The 18,295-nt window shown below is 62.2% G+C and carries 14 protein-coding genes; 2 read left to right on the top strand and 12 right to left on the bottom strand.

Translation table 11 applies throughout. From position 1 onward, the window contains the following. Positions 1 to 131: 131 nt before the first annotated feature. The 12 genes from B5F89_RS09095 to B5F89_RS09995 form a co-directional block, all read right to left on the bottom strand. The gene (locus B5F89_RS09095; RefSeq protein WP_087431473.1) at positions 132 to 1,274 is read right to left on the bottom strand and encodes an XRE family transcriptional regulator; all 1,143 of its coding nucleotides are present in this window, start codon (positions 1,272 to 1,274) and stop codon (positions 132 to 134) included. Continuing rightward, a complete protein-coding gene (locus B5F89_RS09090) occupies positions 1,267 to 1,905 on the bottom strand; it encodes a hypothetical protein (RefSeq protein ID WP_087431472.1) in 639 nt (212 codons plus the stop codon). Before B5F89_RS09090 ends, B5F89_RS09095 begins: the two co-directional genes overlap by 8 nt. 149 nt (positions 1,906 to 2,054) lie before the next feature. Next, positions 2,055 to 5,387 carry a DEAD/DEAH box helicase family protein gene (locus B5F89_RS09085; protein WP_087431471.1) on the bottom strand — a complete coding sequence of 1,111 codons (3,333 nt, stop codon included), beginning with the start codon at positions 5,385 to 5,387 and terminating at the stop codon, positions 2,055 to 2,057. A 1-nt stretch (position 5,388) separates the two neighbouring features. Next, complete coding sequence (locus B5F89_RS09080; RefSeq protein ID WP_158098459.1) at positions 5,389 to 7,518, bottom strand: Eco57I restriction-modification methylase domain-containing protein; 2,130 nt, start codon at positions 7,516 to 7,518, stop codon at positions 5,389 to 5,391. Positions 7,519 to 8,261: 743 nt separating this feature from the next. Next, on the bottom strand, positions 8,262 to 9,788 hold the full coding sequence (locus B5F89_RS09075) for a hypothetical protein (protein WP_239286734.1): 1,527 nt from the start codon (positions 9,786 to 9,788) through the stop codon (positions 8,262 to 8,264). 281 nt (positions 9,789 to 10,069) lie between these two features. Then, a complete protein-coding gene (locus B5F89_RS09070) occupies positions 10,070 to 11,347 on the bottom strand; it encodes a phage terminase large subunit (protein WP_087431469.1) in 1,278 nt (425 codons plus the stop codon). Continuing rightward, the gene (locus B5F89_RS09065) at positions 11,340 to 11,765 is read right to left on the bottom strand and encodes a transposase (RefSeq protein WP_087431468.1); all 426 of its coding nucleotides are present in this window, start codon (positions 11,763 to 11,765) and stop codon (positions 11,340 to 11,342) included. Before B5F89_RS09065 ends, B5F89_RS09070 begins: the two co-directional genes overlap by 8 nt. Before the next feature lie 105 nt (positions 11,766 to 11,870). Further along, positions 11,871 to 12,212: a hypothetical protein gene (locus B5F89_RS09060; protein WP_087431467.1), complete on the bottom strand. Its 342-nt coding sequence runs from the start codon at positions 12,210 to 12,212 to the stop codon at positions 11,871 to 11,873. A 40-nt stretch (positions 12,213 to 12,252) separates the two neighbouring features. Further along, positions 12,253 to 12,663 carry a hypothetical protein gene (locus tag B5F89_RS09055; RefSeq protein WP_087431466.1) on the bottom strand — a complete coding sequence of 137 codons (411 nt, stop codon included), beginning with the start codon at positions 12,661 to 12,663 and terminating at the stop codon, positions 12,253 to 12,255. Between the two features lie 177 nt (positions 12,664 to 12,840). Continuing rightward, positions 12,841 to 14,940: an AAA family ATPase gene (locus B5F89_RS09050; protein WP_087431465.1), complete on the bottom strand. Its 2,100-nt coding sequence runs from the start codon at positions 14,938 to 14,940 to the stop codon at positions 12,841 to 12,843. Between the two features lie 157 nt (positions 14,941 to 15,097). Then, positions 15,098 to 15,343, bottom strand: coding sequence for a helix-turn-helix domain-containing protein (locus tag B5F89_RS09045; protein ID WP_239286733.1), 246 nt, complete (start codon positions 15,341 to 15,343; stop codon positions 15,098 to 15,100). Continuing rightward, on the bottom strand, positions 15,343 to 15,558 hold the full coding sequence (locus B5F89_RS09995; RefSeq protein WP_204230661.1) for a helix-turn-helix transcriptional regulator: 216 nt from the start codon (positions 15,556 to 15,558) through the stop codon (positions 15,343 to 15,345). Before B5F89_RS09995 ends, B5F89_RS09045 begins: the two co-directional genes overlap by 1 nt. Positions 15,559 to 15,667: 109 nt before the next feature. On the opposite strand from B5F89_RS09995, the gene B5F89_RS09035 reads away from it, so the two are divergent. Next, positions 15,668 to 16,837 carry a hypothetical protein gene (locus B5F89_RS09035; protein ID WP_162609590.1) on the top strand — a complete coding sequence of 390 codons (1,170 nt, stop codon included), beginning with the start codon at positions 15,668 to 15,670 and terminating at the stop codon, positions 16,835 to 16,837. Positions 16,838 to 16,917: 80 nt separating this feature from the next. Further along, a complete protein-coding gene (locus B5F89_RS09030; protein ID WP_087431462.1) occupies positions 16,918 to 18,219 on the top strand; it encodes a site-specific integrase in 1,302 nt (433 codons plus the stop codon). The last annotated feature ends 76 nt before the right edge of the window (positions 18,220 to 18,295 follow it).

The following is an 18,295-nucleotide window of genomic DNA, read 5'->3' as shown; positions in this document are numbered from 1 at the left end:
TTCGCTGTTCCCGTTGGGACTGAAGCGTGCGGGGTACTGTCAGTACGATTTATACCACCGTTCGCCACGTCCATGCAAGCCGAGCCCTCGCAAGCATCGGTGACCGGATCAACTTCCATCAAGTGCCCACCTTACTTCCTCGACCTCATGGGGAGAGATATGATTTGTCCCTTCGGAGAATTTGCGGCCCTTCTGAAACTACCAAATAGCGTCATCATGAAATCCTCTGGCAGAGCAGTCATCTTGTTGAACTCATCTTCCGATCCGACGAGCGAGGTGGAGATGACCTCAAGACACTTTCTTGCCAAAGCAGGACGCTCGGGAGCCATCTCCTCGTCAAACGGCTCAATCTTGCGCCATCTACGACGGCTGATGGAAATGTACAGATTCCGATATCCCGCATCGTCAATGATGCCAAGGTCTCTTGTCCTGCGAATCATCGCCGATATAGAGGTCTTCCAGTATGGTTTAAGATCGCGGTATCCATCGAGACTTACCGTATAGAGCGAATCGACGAACTCTTCTTCCGGCAAAAGAAGCGCCGAGGCGAATCTATGCGCCTGTGTCTCAATGAGCTTGCAAACAGCGGGCGTTGCCAGAAGCGAGCTATCGATATTTCTGTGCAGAACAAGGTGTCCGAGCTCGTGAGCGCAGTCAAATCTCCAACGGCAAGCATTTCCCTGGTCAGTCCCCACGACCACATACGGATGTGCCTCGTTCCAGTCGACAGATAATGCATCAAGGGTGTCAGCGCCAAGGGGCATCATAAAAACGAAGACACCATGCCTCTCAAGAAGGCCAATCATATTGTCTATGGGACCAGCTGGCACGTCCCATGCAGCCCGAACAGTTGCCGCAGCCTCCTCTATCAGCTCATCAGTGATCAGGAGAGGGTCGCTTGGAATCTCCATGTCGAACGGGGAGAACTCGGGCAGGTCAAGCATGGATTCAAAGTATGAAACGCAATCATCAATCCACTCCAGCTTGCTCTCGGCAGCATCTCGCGCCCGCTTGGTTGCCGCCGACATCGATCTGTAGAACACGGGCTTATCCGAACCATGGTCTACCCAAGGCCTGTAAAGCAGCTCTACAGGAACCTGCAAGAACTTGACGATGCGTTCGACCACCTCCTGGGAAGGGGTAGTCGAGCCTTTCTCGTACTGGGAGACTGCCTGCGAGGTCTTTCCAATAAGTTGAGCGAGAGCCCTCTGCGTCATGGAACGAGCCCTGCGAGCCTGCGCGAGTCGTCTCCCTTGAAATCCCAACTCAGGCATGCTTCCTCAACAGTCCTTCCTTTGGCTTGATGTCGAAATCATCAAACACAACCGCTTGAGTGGTGGCAGATTGTACAGCCACTTTCGAAAGAAGGTCTATACGGTGAGTAACATCCTCAGGCGAAATCCCAATCTCTTGGAGTTCGATTCGCTGGATGAGGTACCGCTGTCCCTTAGCTCGGAGTGAATAAGCAAGGATTAGGGCTCGCACGTCGTCATCATAAGCAAAGCTACGAGTGTCATCCAAGTCAAATAGGCGCAGCTGGGCAAGATTGCACCGCAGCCCTGAAGGGCGGGTTACATTGCGCTTGCCATACATCCGCGCAACCGTCAGCACGGTTCCGCCGGCCCTGATGACTGGACTATGGTAGCGCTGCCGCTCGGGCTTCTCATAGGTGCACTCGAGCCCACTGGCTGCAGCAAGGCCTGCGACTGCCTCGTTAATCTTCGCGCGACAGTAGTCGCCCACAACATCACAGCTGGACATGTCGGCAAAGTCCGCCCGACAGTGGCTAATTCCCGCCTTGAATCCGGTACGGACTGCCCTCACTGCGTGCTCAACAAAATCGGTGCCGCCGAGCGGCCTCAGAATCTCGAGGTCATAGGGGGTGTACAAGGGGCATTGAATCAACGCTGCCTCCTAACATCACTATACGATGTAAGTATCATAGCAATAATTCTACAAAAATGAAAGTCGTTGTGTTAATCTGAATTACCCTGAGCGCTGAGCTGACGTAGCGAGGTAATTCCATTCCCTCTCCCTTTCGCAACTCGCACACATCACTCACCCGCAAGCTTCCCCCCGAACGCCTCCTCGACGAACTCCGCCAGCCTGCCCTCCTTTGCGAGCTCGGCAGAGTCCGCCATCACGAAGTTGGTCTCGCAGCCCCCGCCGACCTCGTTGTCGTAGCCGAGGATGTAGTGCGTCGAGATCTGGTAGATGATCTCCGTCGGGGCGATGCCGAAGACCTGCCTCTCGAGGATGTGGTCGAGCCGCTCCCTGTCATCCGGGATGAGCTCTCGCATCCTCGGGCTGTTGTACAGGCGCTTGATGACCTCGGTGACGTAGATGCCGGACTTCATGTAGAGGTCGGCGAAGGTGTTGCCGGGGTCGTCGAAGCACCCGGGGTTCTCCCGCTCGAAGAGGTCGAGCATGCGCGCCACAACGCGGCGGGGCGTGAAGATCTGGTTGGTCCTCTGCGGGGGCACGTAGTCGAAGATGTCCTCGTCCTGGCCCTCGTCGAAGTAGTTGGCGAGCCTGGTGCGCAGCGCGATGAACTCCCGCACCGAGTCGTCGAACACCACGGGGTCGAAGAGCTGACCCCCGAAGTGGACGACCTGGCCGGTCTCGGGGTCCGTGACGTCCCCGCCGTCGCGCAGCAGCCGAAACTGGTCGACGGTGACGCTCGTGACCTCCTGGAACACGCTCGCGGGGATGATCCGGTCAAAGTTCGAAAGCGTCGTGCCCTCGTCGCCGTACGCCATGAGGAACGACGGTATCGTCCGCGAGAAGCCGCGCAGGTGGTCGCGGATGTTCCCCTCGAGGGTCTGCTTCTTCGCCTCGCGCCTAGCGGTCTCGACCTCGCGCACGACCGTCTCCCCGGCGCTCCTCACGAGCTCGCCCCGGGCGTCCCTCAGGTTGCTGACGAGCTCCCTGCGGGCATCCTCCAGCCGCTCGTCGTGCCTGCGGTTGATGCGGTCCGCCTCCTCCTGCGTCTCGGCGCCCTCGAGCTCCTGCTCGCGCTCCCGCTCGATCCTGTTGCGCGCGATGTTGAAGCTGCCGACCTCTCGGTTGAGCTTGATGTCCACGTCCGCCTTGATGCGTCGCTCCACCTTCCTCTGCTGCGCGGGGCGCATGTCGGAGCCGTAGCTCTGCCTCGCCGCCTCGACGAGGGGCTCGGCGATGCCCGAGCTGAAGGCGCGGGCGAGCTCGTCGAGGAAGGAGTCCTCGGGGTCGCCGGCGCCCTCGGCGGAGATGGAGTCGACGGCGCCGTCGAACTCCACGGCGATGTCGCCGTAGACCTTGTCCCCGAACAGGCTCTCGGCGAGCCCCACGACCTGCTCGCGGGGGACGTCGACCTCCCCGTTCTCGTCGAGGTCGAGCTCGTCGGCGGTGCCGGAGCGCACCCCGAGGTCGTCGGAGGGCGTCTTGTAGGGCTCCATCCGCTGCAGCACCTCGATGACCTCGGCGGGGGCGTGGAAGACGCTGCCGATGTTCTGGAAGAGGAAGTCGCTCATGAAGCCGCGGCGCACGACCTCGCGCGACCTGATCTTGCGCGGGATGGAGAGCACGCGCTCGGCGTCGAGCTCCACCATCTCGCCTCCCTCGTCCTCGCCGATGACGGGGAAGAAGTTGAGCAGCGTGCGGATGCGCCGTTTGCGGTCGTCGAGCGTGCCGCCGCCCGAGGCGGTGTCGGTGTAGAGGTCGTTGGCGAACTCCTCGAAGATGGTGAGCGTGCGCGCCGGGTCGAAGTCGAAGACGTAGGCGTTCTCCTTGCGGAGGTACTTTCCGCCCCTGCAGAAGAGGCAGGGGTTCTGGGCGCGGAAGGCGGCCTGCATGTAGAGCGAGGGGCTCTTCATGTTGGAGAGCATGAGCACCGCCGTCCACTCCGGGACCGTCACGCCGGTGGTGAGCTGGCCGACGGAGAGCGTGATGGTCCTGTCGTGGGAGGCTATCGCCGCCCGCACCCTGTCGAACGCGCGCGCCGTCTCGCCCTCGTCGTCGAGCCTGCCGTCGCCCGCCGCGAGCACGACCTCGTAGTCCCTGAACACGGGGTGCTTCCTCAGCTTCCGCGCCAGCGCGCGGGCGGAGTCCACGCGGTTCAGCATCCAGAGCGTGTGGCGCAGCTCGTCGCGCAGCTCCGGGGTCGAGAACGGGAACTTCCCCTGCGTGGTGAGCGCGTCGAGGAAGCGGTCGACGTCCTCGTTGTGCTGGAAGTAGCCGTTCTGGTTTGTCGCGAAGAACTCGTTCAGGTCGAACGCGTACTCGACGGTGTCGCCGTCGATGTCGCAGCCGCGCCTGACCTCGCCCTCCACGATGTCGGACATCTGGTAGGTGAACATGTTGAGCCGGGGCAGGTCGGCGTAGGGGTTCGGGAGCTCCGCGTCGCCCCAGTCGTGCTTCGCCCGCTGCTCGTCGGCGTAGGTCCAGTTGAAGATGGCGTCCTCGGGGAACTTCTCGTTCGCGATGGCCTTGAAGGGCGTCCCGGAGAGGTGCAGCGTGAACCTTCTTCTGATGTGGTCGAACGCCACGTCGGTCTTCATGGTGTCCACGCCCTCGTGGGCCTCGTCGATGATGAGGACGTCCCACTCGAGGTCGGCGACGTGGGCGAGCTTGTCGTACCTGCCGCCGAACTCGATGGAGCCCTTGAGGTCCTGCAGGCTGACGAACTCTACGAAGCCCCGCGGTCCGCCGTTGCGGAGATTCTCGAGATACTTGTCGCGCGTCAGGCAGTGCGGCTTTCCCCTGAGCGCGTCGACGGAGCTCACGAAGCAGAGCCCCGACCCCGTGCCAACGAACTTCACGTAGTCGTCGTACCAGGAGTTCGCGATGGCGGGGCGGTTCGTCACGATGAGGACCCTCTCGGCGCCGAGCCTCCGGCACAGGTCGTAGCTCGCGAGCGTCTTACCGAAGCGCGGCTTCGCGTTCCAGAGGAACTCGCCCCGTTCGTGGCTCCGGGCGTACGCCGCTGCCCGCTCGACCGCCTGCACCTGCTCGTCACGCAGGCGGTACTCCACGGCGGCGGGGGTGCCCGTGACGCCGTGGTTCTCGCGGAACTCGTAGAAGCGCATCTTCGCGGGCTGGGGCGCGATCTCAAACCACTCGGTCCCCGGCTCGTTGGCTACGTGGAGCCGCCTGAGGTAGGCGTGGAAGTCGGTGTCCTTGAACGTACCGGAGCCGTCCTCGTAGGTGGCGTTGCCGTGCCACTCTATGACGGCCCTCACGTTGGCGGTGTGCGTCTGCTGCCACACGCGCCGCTCGACGTCCTGCTCCGTATAGCCGATCTTCGTCCACCCGTCGTGGCGGGCTATCTCGGGGGTGGTGTAGGCGTAGATCTGCGGGAGCGCCGGGCGCGAGGTCTTGACCCTGCCCGTGATGTCGGCGAAGGACATGTCACTCCATCTCCTTCACGTTCGTCTCGATGAACTCGACCTCGCCGTCGTCGAGGCCGTACTTGCGGTACAGCTGGCGGTCGATGTCGGACACGGACTTCGACCAGTCGATGTCGGAGGAGGGGGTGAAGTCCTGCAGGGGAATCGTCCTCCAAACCTGCTGAGGACTGTGCTGTGTCACCTTCCTGGCTCCCAAGAGGGCCCTGAAAAACTTGGTCTTGTAGTATTTGGCAAGTGCTCGGGCCTCCTCCTCTGATGAGAACGGGCCAGCGTTGAGAAACGTGTCTGCTGAGCCGTCTCCAGGAAGACCTACAACGGGCTCTGCCAAGCGCTCGCCAAAGGCGCCAGATGCGTTTGCTTCCGGTATAAACAGCTTGTATGCGTCGAGGTATTCGTTGGCCTTTACATACCGCGCGTCAATGTACCTGTATTCGCGCTGGCCCCGAATACGTCCGAGCATACGAATATAAGACGCATCTCGGGGAGCTTGCACGAGAAACACGTCGGGCACCTTCTCCATGAAGCTGGATACGATTTTGGTTCTCGTTCCGCTGTTCATGATCTTTTGAACGTTGTCATTGTCGGCGTTCTCCTGGAAAAACGTGTCGGAAAACTTGTATAGCCGCTGGGAGGCAAAGATGCTGTCGAGCTTCTCTTTACCGGCCGTTGCCCTGCTTACGCGTCCGATTATTTCGTTCAGCGCAGGAAATGCGGTGAATACTCCTATCGCCCCATAGTCGACTCTTGAGTTGCGAAGCGTTACCGCCACGCCACCCTTGATGTCGGTGTTTGCAAACACCTTTGAGGAATCTGGTTCGTAGTCGACTACTGTAATGTGCGGGTCGTCGAGCATCTTCTCGTTCCAGCTTGGTAGCGTTTGCCCCGCGTTGAAGAGGAAGCGAGCAGGAGTGATTAGCTCAACGATGTCAGCGACCTCGTAGCAGGCATCCATGAACTTGTCATAGATGGGCTGAGCCCGAGTATTCCCCTCGCCGGGATCGGTTTGGTATGGCGGATTGCCAATCACCGCGTAGAACTTCTTCTCCATCGGACACGCCTTGCCTTTCAACGACACGTACTCAAACGGCTTTTCCCCTTGCCAGTCGTAGATGACGCAGAGCGGGACGGCGTCCCTGCCCCCTTGGTCCGTGGGCGGCGGCGCCCCGTCCCCAACGTCGTCGGCGCCGAGCGCGTCGAACAGCGAGAGCTGCACCGGCTCGAGGCTCGGCTCCTCGTAGTCGAAGAGCGTCGACTGCACGGGCGCGCCCGCCCTGGTGGTCGGGACCGCGTCCGTGAACCCGTTCATCTGCCAGAGGTTCCACGACACGACCCACGCCGCCCGCTCCACGTCGGCCTCGGGGGGCTCGGAGCCCCAGCGGTGGCGGAAGTGCTCGCAGAACGTCTCGAGCACGTTGACGCGGGCGATCAGGAGGTTGTCGCCCTGGAACTCGAAGCCGTACGTCGCCCTGAGCGCGGCGAGCGCCCACTTGAGCCAGTCGCCGGGAGTCCTGGTCCTCTCGGTCACGACGCGGAGCTTGCGGTCGAGGAAGCCGATGCGGTCCTCGACGGGGATCTCCTCGCCCGTCACCGTGTCGTAGCGCGAGCACACGAAGGGCGCCTCGCCGCACGTTATCTCGAGCCGCCTGCTCCCGACGTAGGCGCGCCAGCCGCGCCCCCGCGTCCTGGGGAACCTGATCTCGTCGCGGCTCGTGTCCCAGCCGCCGGGCGCCTCCGAGTTGAACGTCCCGTCCCGGCGGAACCACTCCCGGTCGAGGAGGTTGTTCATCCTGTTCACGAGCCACGAGGGCGTGAACACCTCCGCGCGCGTCTTCGTTCGCTGCGACTGGCGCTCCTGCTCCTTGGAGACCCGGGGCTTGATGACGCCGGAGCTCATGCCCGTGATTCTCCCCACGGCGATCTCGTCGTCGCCGCGATAGCCGTCCCCGAGGCGCTCGTACTCGCCGTCCGCCCAGATGATGTTCTTGCCGGTCGTGCGGTCGCAGAGCAGGGTCTCGAGCACGCGCGCGGGATGGCGCCGCTCGAACGACTCGACGAAGCCCGACGTGAGAAAGTGCGCGACACCTGGGGCGCCGTCGCATGTGGCAGCGTTATTCGAGCGCGACGATGCCATAGACGAGACACCCCCTACCAGAGACATAGCAGCGCAGCCGGAAATTCGCTCAGCGGGCTACGGGCAACCTATCGCGACGATTAGTGATTTTACCAAAGCAAACTGCCGTTCCAGGAACGGCCCGGCAGGAACATGACCTGAATTCCCCCAACCATCAATGTCGCACCGACCGTAAATCAAGCGGGCTGATGGACAGGAGGATATGTCTGCGCCGCCAGTCCTGGCCGTCTGCCCGGCCGCGCGCTGCGTCGACGGGGATTGTCCGCAGCCCGGCCGCCCGCGCTCCGGGTGCGCTGCCGGGCCGTTCGCGCCACGCGGCAGCCATGGCGCGTGCACGTCTGCTGGGACGGCCATGGGCGCAACCCGCGCGCGTCTTCACCACGGCTCCGGCAGCCCGCTGCGCGGTCTGCCTCCGCATGTCCGGGTTCAGCCGCGCGCGGCTATGCGCCCATGGCCTGTCGAAAGGTCAGTCGGCGCCATGTCAGCCGCGCGTCGCGCCCGTCCAGCGGCGCGCACCCTGCGCACGGCCGTCCGGTCTGCTGCCGCATGCGGGTCGTCCGCACGCACCCGGTCAGCCGTCCAGGGCGGGCGGCGCAGCGCTCGTGGCAAGAGCATGCGGTGCGCACGGGAGCCGCTGCGGAGAGGCCCCGCCGTCCCGTGTCCGCGCTACCGCGCGGAGCGGCGTTCGCCGCATCCCCTCGCAACCGTCACGCAGGGGGCCGCAGCGGCCACTGTGAAGCCCGCTACCGCCCCTCGGATGCAGCGGCGACACCCGACCCCGCACGCATCGCCGAGGCCGCCACAGGGCTGCCCAGCTCGCCCGCAAGTCTCCTCGCGGTCTCCTCGTCCTCGCCGTACCACTTGGCGCGGTACTCCCACGCACCCATGAGGCCCGAGGCCACCTCCGCCATGTCCTGCCGCTTCTCGGCGCTCGTGTCCGTGATGATGCTGTCGTCGAACGTGACGCGCACCTCGCCCTCGTCGGGCAGCTCAACCCCGAGCGAGCGCGACGCGGCCATGACCGCACGGCAGATGCCCGCTATCGCGCCCTCCAGGGCATGCTCGTGCCGGCGTATGTTGCGCATGAGCGCCGAGTTGTCGGCCGACACCTCCGTGGCCGTCTTCACGTACCCCGCGCCGTCGAAGTCGAAGTACCCCAGCCCGAAGCCCGTCAGGTCGCCGAGCATCTGCAGCGCACACCTGAACGCCCTCACCTGCGCGTCGGTCCGAAGCGCCGGCGCAAACTCCTGAATCGTGTCCTCCGTGCTCATGACCTTCCTGAACACGGTGCAGTCCTGCCGCCCGAACGGTATCGAGACCTTCCTACCCTTACCGTCCGTCTCCTGGTCGAACATCACGTCACTGAGGAACACACGCATCTTGCCATTGTCCACCTCGGAGATCATCGCGTCGAAGGCGAGGTCCACCGCCTGGATCGCGTCCACCGCATCCGCGAACACGCTCTGCCCGTACGGGCTCATGTCCACGCGCGTGTTGTCCACGGCGGGCTTGACGATTGCGAAGGTGGGCCACGGGCTCCCCGTCTCGTACACGGGGCACACGCCCGTGGGCGCGACCTCGTTGCCATGCTCGTCAAAGCACACCGTGACGATCCGGTACCCGCCCCTCCCTGCGCTCTCATAGGGCGAGAAGGACAAGCCGCCCGTATCAACCCCTCCAGCCTCGAGAGATGAGGATGCCGAGAAACCCGTCCCGCCGCCACGCAGGTGCATCTGCAGCTGGTCGACCACGCGTCCCCGGTAGAACGCCCGCGTGACGAACGCACACTCCGTCACGCCCTCCTCGTCCCACGTGAGCGGGATCACCATGCGCGCGTCGTAGTGCCGGATGCGCACGTTGCCCGCGTCCGCGTCCACCCACAGCGCCCACGCGCCCGTCCCCATGCCAAAGGCCCTCACCACGGTTGCCTGCGCCGCCGCCATGAAACCGCTTCGGGCGAGAAACCCCTCTAACCAGTCCGTGCACTCCTGCGCCCCGCACACCACCTGCGTCTTGTCGTTCAGGAGCAGCGACCCCCACTCCCGGCACACCCGCATCGCAGGATGGATCGAGCGCCTGTGCACCTCGTACACGCGCCCAACGCCGTCGGTGTCGTGATAGTCGTAGAACGACCCGCACGCCTGCATCCACTCGTGCCACGCGCGAATGTGCGGCTCCATCGCCTCGAGCGGCAGCGCGAACCCGAGCGCCCGCAGGTACTCCCGCACGTGCTCAGGCACCCAGTACTCCTCCTCATACGCCTGCCCCATCTACATCGCCCTCCATCGCTTACGCCCAACCGGCTCCCCTGGCAACTCTTCCAGCCTTCGCCCCTTTTCATTCGCTTGGCGAGAAGAACGTGCTGCCTCCGCCACACGCTGCCGCATATCTCTCCCATGAACCGCTGGCTTTGGTTTTGGATGCCGAGAATCCCGCCCGCACATCCACGGCACATCGCATCGTCCGTCCTCCCCGCGTTTAAACTGGCGAGAAGAACGTCCGCTACCTCGTGTTTTCAGTTGTCGACTGAATATGTCGAGAAGCACGCTCCTCACCCCCTCAGCACGTCATCCATCATCGCGTAGCGAACTGCGTCGATGGAGTGGTCATCACCGTCGGGAATCTCGTCAATCCAGCGCCCGTCGCGGTCGCGCAGGAACTCCTTGCACATGAACTCCTCGAACGTCCTCGGGCACCGGGCGGGGTCGATGACGATCTCCCTCAGGCCGGCAAGCCAGTCGTAGGAGAGCCGGCGCATCCGCGACTTCCTCGCGGGATGCACGCGAATGCCAAGCTCGCGCCGCCACGTAGCCATCTGCACCTTTGAGTCGGGTGTGTCATCGCACCACACCATCTGGTCATGGAAGTAGGGCTCCGCACCTGGCTCGTCGGCGTAGGTGAGCGCGTTCACCACGATGCGGCCGGTATCGGCGGGCATCATTTTGTTGGCCGAGTGCTCCTCGAAGACCGTGAGCCTGCGCGCGCCCGGCTCCCAGCCGCAGCGCACGAAGCGCCACGGATCGGGGAACCAACCCCAGTCCACGCCGTTTCGGACGCGCTCGAAGCCTCGTACGCGTTCGTCGGTGAGCCTCGCCTCCACGATGTTGTCAAAGACCGCACCGCCGGTCCCAGTCACCTCGCCGAGGTACTCCCAGCGCCACGCGCGCTCGTTCTCCTCGCGCAGGTACTCCGCCTCCTCGACGAAGGGCGCGCCGAGCCATCCCGGGCGAGTCTCCACCACATCAAGGTACGAGGAGCGTCGAACAAGCGTGTCCGCCCGGCGCCTTCTCTCGACGCACTCCACGTTCACCCAGTTCCACATCGTCTTGGGCGGGTTGTAGCTGTAGAAGATCCAGAAGTCCTCCCCACCTCGGCGCAGCGAGTTGAGGATCGAGCGAACCGCCTCGATGCCGTCAAACTGGTCGAGTTCCTCGAACCACGTGATGGCGCAGTACCCGCGCGTGAACTTCACGCCCTTGAGCTTGAGCGGGTCATCAGCGCCGCGGAAGACGATGCGCTGCCCCGTGGGCAGATAGACGATCTCCATCGGCGAGAGCTTCGCCTTGAAGTACGCCGAGAGCCCCAACGCCTCAATCGCCCAGAGCACCTGCTGGTACACCGAGTCGCGCAGCGTGTTGGAGAAGCGCCGCACCACGCACGCGTTCGCGTAGGGAAAAGCCACAACGAGAAGAACAATGCACAAGCTGATGAAGCTCGACTTCGTGCTCCCTCGACCGCCATGCAGCCAGTAGTGCGTATGCCCGTGCGCCATGACGTCACCGAGCACGTCGTGGAAGCGCGGGATACAGAGGTCGGCGGCACTAACCATCGACACCACCCGCCTCGTCCCCGGGCTCGTCCTCATCGGCCTCCGGCCTCGCCGCGCTAACCGCCACGCCGAGTACAATTTGCGGAGCCGCCTCGGCGCGCTCGCCCTTGTCACGGGTAGCCTGTGCGTACTCGTCGGGATACTTTCGCTCCAGGAGCCACGCAGCCGCCGTCCACTGGCCGTTCTTCTTGGTAGCCGCCTCACGGATGGTGGTGAGAAGCGTCCGCTTGTAGTCAGCTTCTGCCTTTTTTAGTGACTCGCCTAACGCGCGATGCAGCCTCCCGCTCGGCTTGGAGAGCCAGCGGTACAGCGTTGCCTCGTGAATGCCCACCGCCCGGCAGATGTCCTTGTTGGAGAGGCCATCACCTTTGAGTGAGGCCATCTGCTGGATCAGTTCCTCGGTGAGCTTTGCCCTCATGCCGGGCACCTCCCTCCGTGACAAGCCCACATTCGTACAGGCTCATTGTCCGGAGGTGTCACAAAGAAGGCGCCCTGAAAGGCGCCTAATGAGTGGGCTCAGGAATCAAAAGAGCTTCTTGAGGATGTCCAAAACACCTCTAGCATCCGTAACTGTTTGGGACCTGCTCTCCGAATCGCCATCATCGTCGTGATAGGAGTAATCGACCCGAACGCCAGGCTCGTCAGTGAACGTATATGTTGTCGACTCTTTGTAACGGTAACGACCATCCGAACTAAAGCCAACACCGCTAGCACTCTTCGTCCTGCTTTTCCCTTTGTAATCAGTCTCGTACGAGTCGAGGAAACGATCGAGCATGAGTGCATCGTCATCGGACATGCGTGTGTGGCTAATATCAAGCCGTTCTCCTATACGACTGCGAAGCCGTTTCTTCTCGCTCTTGTCCATAATCGACCTCCTTTACACGAGGTTTACCTTGCAAATGATTCTACCCACGCTCCCGCTTGCCCCTCAGTCCATGCTTGCGCATGAGTCGCGAGTTCTGCTGCCGCAGTCGCGCGTACTCCCGGCGCGCCGCCTCAATCTCCGGGCCCTCCTCGCACCCTTCGGCCTCGCGACGCAGAAGCTCGTTGAACGCCCTTTCCTCGGCAACGTGCGCCTCCTCCGTACAGCGCGGGCACATACCACTCTGACGGTTCAACCGCACGCCGACGGCACCGCACTGAGGGCACACCGCCCTCACCCGTAAGCTCGCATGGATTCGCGATGCCTGCATCTCAATCGCTCGGACGGTTCTCTCCACGCCGTAGCGCCTACGAATCTCCTCGCGCACCGCCTCAGCGCCCCGGTATCCCAGCTCGCGGATCACGTCGTTCTGTCCGGTCGTCCATGCGCTCATAGGGTCGGCCCCACAAAGCCTGTCAGAACCTGTGAAAGCAAGGCACGGGAATCAACGCCATAGAAAAGGTTGTCAAGCAACCTTTCTATAGGTGTTGATTGCCTAGCTTTCCCGCACCCATTGCCTGTCAATTGACGAGCTTGACAACCCTCGAGCTTTCTCTGACAAGCTTTCGCGCTACTCATCGGCACCGCTCACCTCCAGCAAATCGGTGCCAAGCGGCGGTTGCCAAGCCGCCCAGGCTATGTGGTTGCGCTTCTGGCCCTTGCCGTCCACCCGCATCTTCACAAGCTGATACTCGTCAAGGTCGATGAGATAGTCCTTGACGGTGTTCACAGAAATCGCCGTGACGTTCTGCACCGTCGAGAAGGGCACGGGTTCTCCGCCATTCTTGTCGAGAAGCTCCTTGATCTTCTTGCGCACCTTCTCCTTGCGCTTCTCCTTCTGTGCGGTCTTCTTGCTCGCCTCAGCACGCCGAGCAGCCTCACGCGTGGGCGCCTTGTCGAACTTGCCACTCTCATCACGAAAGAACATCCCGTCGATGCGCACAGCGTTGAAGTCGAGGTTCTTGTTGGCCTTCGACTTCTTGAAGCTGCGAAGATCGGTCGATACGCGCACAACCACGGCGCCGTCGGGAAGGTCCGCAGCATCCTCCTCGCTCGGGGCAAGCTCGGTGAGCGACCACATCGCACTGTAGTTGCGTCCCAGGGTACCCGCACCGCTTACGCGATCGCGGGCCTCCTTGAGGTCCTGCGGCCCCTTGCTGAAGTGGTGCATGTAGATGACACCGGCTCCAGTTTTGCTCGCAATCATCTTGAGGTATCCGAGCGTCGTCCTCGCGTCAGCGTTGCTGTTCTCGTCACCCGCAAACAACGGGTAGATTGGGTCAATGATGACAACGTCAGGACGATAACCGCTTCCACAGACTACCTCGGCGATGTCCTTGACTGTCATCTCCGGGCTATCGTCCGTGTGGGCGATTCGCACGTGCGAAGCAACATCAGCGGCAATCCCATATGCGAGAGATGCCTCGACGATGCGGTTCACGTACTCCGCCTGGTTCATCTCGGAGTTCACCACGAGAATCCTCTCGCACTGCGTGAACTCGAACCCGAGAAGACCCGTACCCGTCGCAAAGGCCACGACCATTTGAGCGGCAAGGAATGTCTTGCCGACCTTGGGCGCCGCACCGACAAGCATGATGCCCTGCTTCCGAAAGGTATTCTCAATCAGCACGGGCGGAAGCTCCTGCAACTCGGACGGCATGGGAATAAACAAGTTCTCGAAGCGCGCTGCGACGTCCTTCTCCTCTTCAGCGTCCTGGTCACCAGCATGAGGACGATGCGCCTCCGCCCAGCTGCGGAAGTCCCGCGCACCCATGTCCGTGCCGAGAAGCGACTGTCGCTCCGTCCCTCGGTTCGCCCCCGCCAGCCTCGTCAGACGGCTCGCGTCCTTGTTGGCGGCGTCAACCTTGAGCCCGGCGGCGTCACAGAGCTCGTGCAGCAGCCGCACGCGATCCTCATAGTGGTTGGGTCCGTCTGCCTCCACGCGCACCAAGGCATGGACGGACTTTCCGCCGCTCTTGGTCAGCGTCGTGATGGGCAGGTCGAGCTCGCCCATGATGCGAATCTGCTCGTCGACGGAAATCTCGTCGCTCTCTATGAGGGCGTGCCGCCACGCCGTTGTCTTGCCCTTGCCACGCCCCGTCCCATCGGTGGGGTTCTGGCAGACCCATATCCCCGCCTCAGGCTCGTATCCGTCGAGCACGCCTCCGAAGCCTTCGCTCTGTAGGCGCGCGATGAGGTCGTCGCGCTCGTAACAAGCGCCGCCATCCGCGGGCCCCCACTTGCAACGCTTCTCCGACCACTTCGCCCGCACGGAGAGATTCACGTACTCGCCCGGCTCGAAGAGCGCCTCGAGCTGTGCCACGGCCTGCTGCACCGGCGAGAGGTCTATGGCGGAGGGCAGGACAGTCGAAGGAACCTGGACAACAAAGCTGTCGGAGGCGTCCTCCACCCAGCCCGCACGTTTCGCGTGCCAGAAGAGCGTCCCGGCGGTGATGCGCCCGTCTTCGCTCACATGCTCGAAGAGCTTGCGAGCCTGCGCCTCGTCATAGTTGTCCGGATCGGATGCCGACCACTGAAGAAAGGTATCGACGTCACCCCCGGCGGCCTTATAGCTGATGCCAATGTTCTTCCATGTTTCGTAGTCTCGCGGCGGCACCATGGAGAGAAGTGCTCTGTCGGCACGCTCTTTGGAGACAGCGCGTCCGTTCATGCCCCATCGCCGCCCGGGAGCCTGTGACGTGCCCTCACAATGGAGACGCAGCAAATGGTAAGCTGTGCCCGCAGCCCCTTAGGGGTTGCACTCCAAGCGTCCGCCGTGCGCCGTCCTCGCCAAAAGACAAGCACGGCGGGCGCATTATTCCGGAGACTCATGCGTCACCGCCCATCACATACTCAACAAATCGCGGCTTCGGCACGAACCACTGCCTGCAACCCACCTGCACGGCGGGGATCTTGTGCTCTCGACAGAGCTTTCGCACGTACTCGACTGTGAACCCGGTCAGTTCCGAAATATGCGCGGGGGTCAGCAGGTCAGGATATGCCGAGAAGAGCGTGGTCCCTTCGTCTTTATCCGCAACCATCGTTACCGCGTCCTGTTTTCGCGAAGACGCCATCACGCCACCTCCGAATCCTTCACCTCGTGAAACAGCAGTGAGGGGTCGCCTTTCCATCCGAGCGCATGAACGATTTTCTCGACCTGCCCGGGGTAGGGGCGCAGCCTCCCGTTCACGATTTGGGACACGCTGCTCACATGCAGACCCGAGAGCCGTGCGAACTCGCTGAACGACCCGCGCTTCCTGATCTCTCGCTTCACCAACAGCTCAGCCATCGTCACCTCCAATTTGGTGTTGACGTTTGTCAGAATTGATTCTAAAGTAGCTATTAACGGCAAAGCTTTTGTTAACGGTAAAACGTCATTATTGGTTGGATTCGAGCAAATGAAGGTTTCATACATCAATGAAGGGATTGCTCTGGCGTGGCCAGAGGCCATGGAGGACAAGACCCCCTATGACATCAAGCGCGTCGTCTCCGACATGCTCGCGGTGAGGACAACCAAAGACGTCATCGACTTCGTCCTCAGTACCCCGGCGTCGTTCTTCAAGGACATTGTCAACGTGGCGTCCCGCACCCCAATTTTCGAGAATGACCTAGTTCACTACAAGCCCGTCCACGCATTCAGAGGCAACGTGCTCGACCTCGTTGAGCGCATCTACCCTGACATCGAGATTCTCGACATGCTCGTGGTGAAGTCAGGCGAGCTCGGGACGTATGTTGAAAATTACTTGCTTGCAAAGCCGCGCGACGATGAGCCGGTCTATGCAAACGTGCTTTATCCACCAAAGCGATTCTACGAGATTCACTTCAGCACGATTGAAACGCTGATCTTGAACGTGCAGGCCGTTCTACGTATGGCAGCAATCGCAAACGGAGAGCAGCCCCTAAACGGACTGGAGATTATTCCCCTCAAAGGCAATGTGCCGGCAGTCGCGATCGACACGGGCCTTTCCATCAGCTCCGACATGAACCGAATCCCCGCGCAACACCCAAGCTACAAGACCTACTTCAGCGAGAAGGAAACGAAGGCTCTCAAGGCCGAGTTGGCTGAAATGGGAATACGGGAGCTATGCCACATCTATCACGGGAAGGGCCACGGTAGCGTCTTCCTCTACCCAGAAGGCATGTCAGACCAGGAGATGGCGGCAAACATCTTCACCTCCTTCATGAACAGTCTCTTCGAGAAGGGCTCTGAGCTGATGTATGTCGGCAACACCTTCAAGATAGAGAAAACGAGCAAGGGCTTCAGGGTCATCGACTGCCCCTGGCCCCTGCGCGACATGTACCGGCAGGCAGCCGACCTCGCCGCAAGCAACAGCGTCAAACTTTGCCCCCATTGCGGCAAGCCTCTCCTCTCCGACAGATCCCGCGGCAACGAGGCGATGTACTGCTCAAGGAGCTGTAACACCAAGGCCTCTGCTCAACGGCGGGAGACCACGTACGCGCTTGCAGCGTCGGGCGCCCCGCTGGAGGAGGCAATCGCCCGAATCGGATCCCGCTACGAGCAGAGCGTCCGACGCTGGTACCAAGAGGCGAAAGAGCTGCTTGACTAATGCCCACCCCGCCCCATAGGGGCGTGATGGAATAGCAAAAGACCTGCTCACGACGCTCGCCAACCAAGGAGGTGAATGTAATGGCAAAAGGAGACGGAAGCATTACGGAGGTAAAGAAGCCCGACGGAACCAGCTACGCCCCCAAGCACTGGAAGGTTCGCATCGACCTCGGCACGAACCCCGTCACCGGCAAGCGTGACGTGATCTCGCGTAACATCAAGGGCACCAAGTCCGACGCCTGTAAGCTGCGCGACCAGCTCAAGGCAGATCTCGAGTGCGGTCTGTCGGCCAACGCCGACAAGATGACCTTCGCCGAGTTCGCAGAGCAGTGGCAGCAGGCACGAGAGACTGCGGCAGAGATCAGCAAGACGCGCCTGCGCCGGGAGCGCACCATCGTCGAGGACATGTGCTCCTACATCGGCGGTATCAAGCTCCGGGACATCACCGCCCAGACCATCGAGGGGCTCTACATGAAGATGCGCTGGGACAAGACGGAGGAGAAAGGCAAGTGCAGCGGCACCACAATGAACATGATCCACAAGCTGCTCAAGCAGATCCTCTCGCGGGCCGTGGACTACGACCTCATCCTGCGCAACCCCGCCGAGAAGGTCAAGGCACCGCGATGTGACATGCCGGACCGCCGCTCCCTCACCACTGCCGAGGCAAGGCAGCTGCTCACAACCATCGACGAGGCGGAGGGCGAGGCCTATGCGTCCCGTGACGCCATCGAGGAGCGACAGGAGCGGCGAGGCGACACCTCGGAGCGAAGCTACCTGCGAGGCCTTTCCGGCATCGGCAACGTCATGGCCGCACGCATCGGCCTCGCAACCGGAATGCGGCGCGGCGAGGTGCTGGGGCTCACATGGGGCCACATCAGCTTTGCGCGGGGAACCATTCGCGTCACCCAGTCGGTCACGACCTACGGTGAGGTGAAGGAGCCGAAGACCGAAGCGGGCAAGCGCGTCATCGCAGTGGACGAGAAGACCATCGAGCACCTGAAGCGCTGGAAGCAGTTCCAGCGAGAAGAGCTCTCCATCCTGTCGCTTGACCAGACGAGGGACACCCCCGTCTGCTGCAACGACAAGGGCGGGGTCATCGCCCCGACAAACTTCTCGCGCTGGTGGCGGTCCTTCACGAAGGACCACGGCTTCGAAGGGCTGAAGTTCCATGAGCTCAGGCACACCCAGGCAACGCAGCTCGTTGCCAGCGGCATGGACATGAAGACCGTTCAGCACCGGCTTGGCCACGCCTCAGCAACCCTGACGATGAACCTCTACGCCCACGCACTGCCCGAGAACGACGCCCAGGCGGCACGGCTCATCGGCAACCTGTTTTCCGAGACGCCGAGCGAGGCTTATAGGACAAAATGTGTGTCCGGCTAGTCCCAGTCCATCCGGTAGGGCTCCGAGTGATGAAGCTCCGACCAAACGATGGCATCGCCCCACCGGGGGATGGCCC

The sequence above is a fragment of the Collinsella sp. An307 genome, from assembly GCF_002161805.1.
Taxonomy (GTDB): domain Bacteria; phylum Actinomycetota; class Coriobacteriia; order Coriobacteriales; family Coriobacteriaceae; genus Coprousia.
The sequence above is the reverse complement of the archived record's forward strand: the minus strand, read 5'-3'. Positions and strand labels throughout refer to the sequence as shown.

Bases quoted from the DNA above. Each gene is read 5' to 3' on its own strand.
- B5F89_RS09065 (WP_087431468.1), bottom strand. From the start codon at position 11,765: ATGAGGGCAAAGCTCACCGAGGAACTGATCCAGCAGATGGCCTCACTC.
- B5F89_RS09060 (WP_087431467.1), bottom strand. From the start codon at position 12,212: ATGGACAAGAGCGAGAAGAAACGGCTTCGCAGTCGTATAGGAGAACGG.
- B5F89_RS09995 (WP_204230661.1), bottom strand. From the start codon at position 15,558: ATGGCTGAGCTGTTGGTGAAGCGAGAGATCAGGAAGCGCGGGTCGTTC.
- B5F89_RS09085 (WP_087431471.1), bottom strand. From the start codon at position 5,387: ATGTCCTTCGCCGACATCACGGGCAGGGTCAAGACCTCGCGCCCGGCG.
- B5F89_RS09030 (WP_087431462.1), top strand. From the start codon at position 16,918: ATGGCAAAAGGAGACGGAAGCATTACGGAGGTAAAGAAGCCCGACGGA.
- B5F89_RS09035 (WP_162609590.1), top strand. From the start codon at position 15,668: ATGAAGGTTTCATACATCAATGAAGGGATTGCTCTGGCGTGGCCAGAG.
- B5F89_RS09095 (WP_087431473.1), bottom strand. From the start codon at position 1,274: ATGCCTGAGTTGGGATTTCAAGGGAGACGACTCGCGCAGGCTCGCAGG.
- B5F89_RS09045 (WP_239286733.1), bottom strand. From the start codon at position 15,343: ATGGCGTCTTCGCGAAAACAGGACGCGGTAACGATGGTTGCGGATAAA.
- B5F89_RS09075 (WP_239286734.1), bottom strand. From the start codon at position 9,788: ATGGGGCAGGCGTATGAGGAGGAGTACTGGGTGCCTGAGCACGTGCGG.
- B5F89_RS09050 (WP_087431465.1), bottom strand. From the start codon at position 14,940: ATGAACGGACGCGCTGTCTCCAAAGAGCGTGCCGACAGAGCACTTCTC.
- B5F89_RS09070 (WP_087431469.1), bottom strand. From the start codon at position 11,347: ATGGTTAGTGCCGCCGACCTCTGTATCCCGCGCTTCCACGACGTGCTC.
- B5F89_RS09080 (WP_158098459.1), bottom strand. From the start codon at position 7,518: ATGGCATCGTCGCGCTCGAATAACGCTGCCACATGCGACGGCGCCCCA.
- B5F89_RS09055 (WP_087431466.1), bottom strand. From the start codon at position 12,663: ATGAGCGCATGGACGACCGGACAGAACGACGTGATCCGCGAGCTGGGA.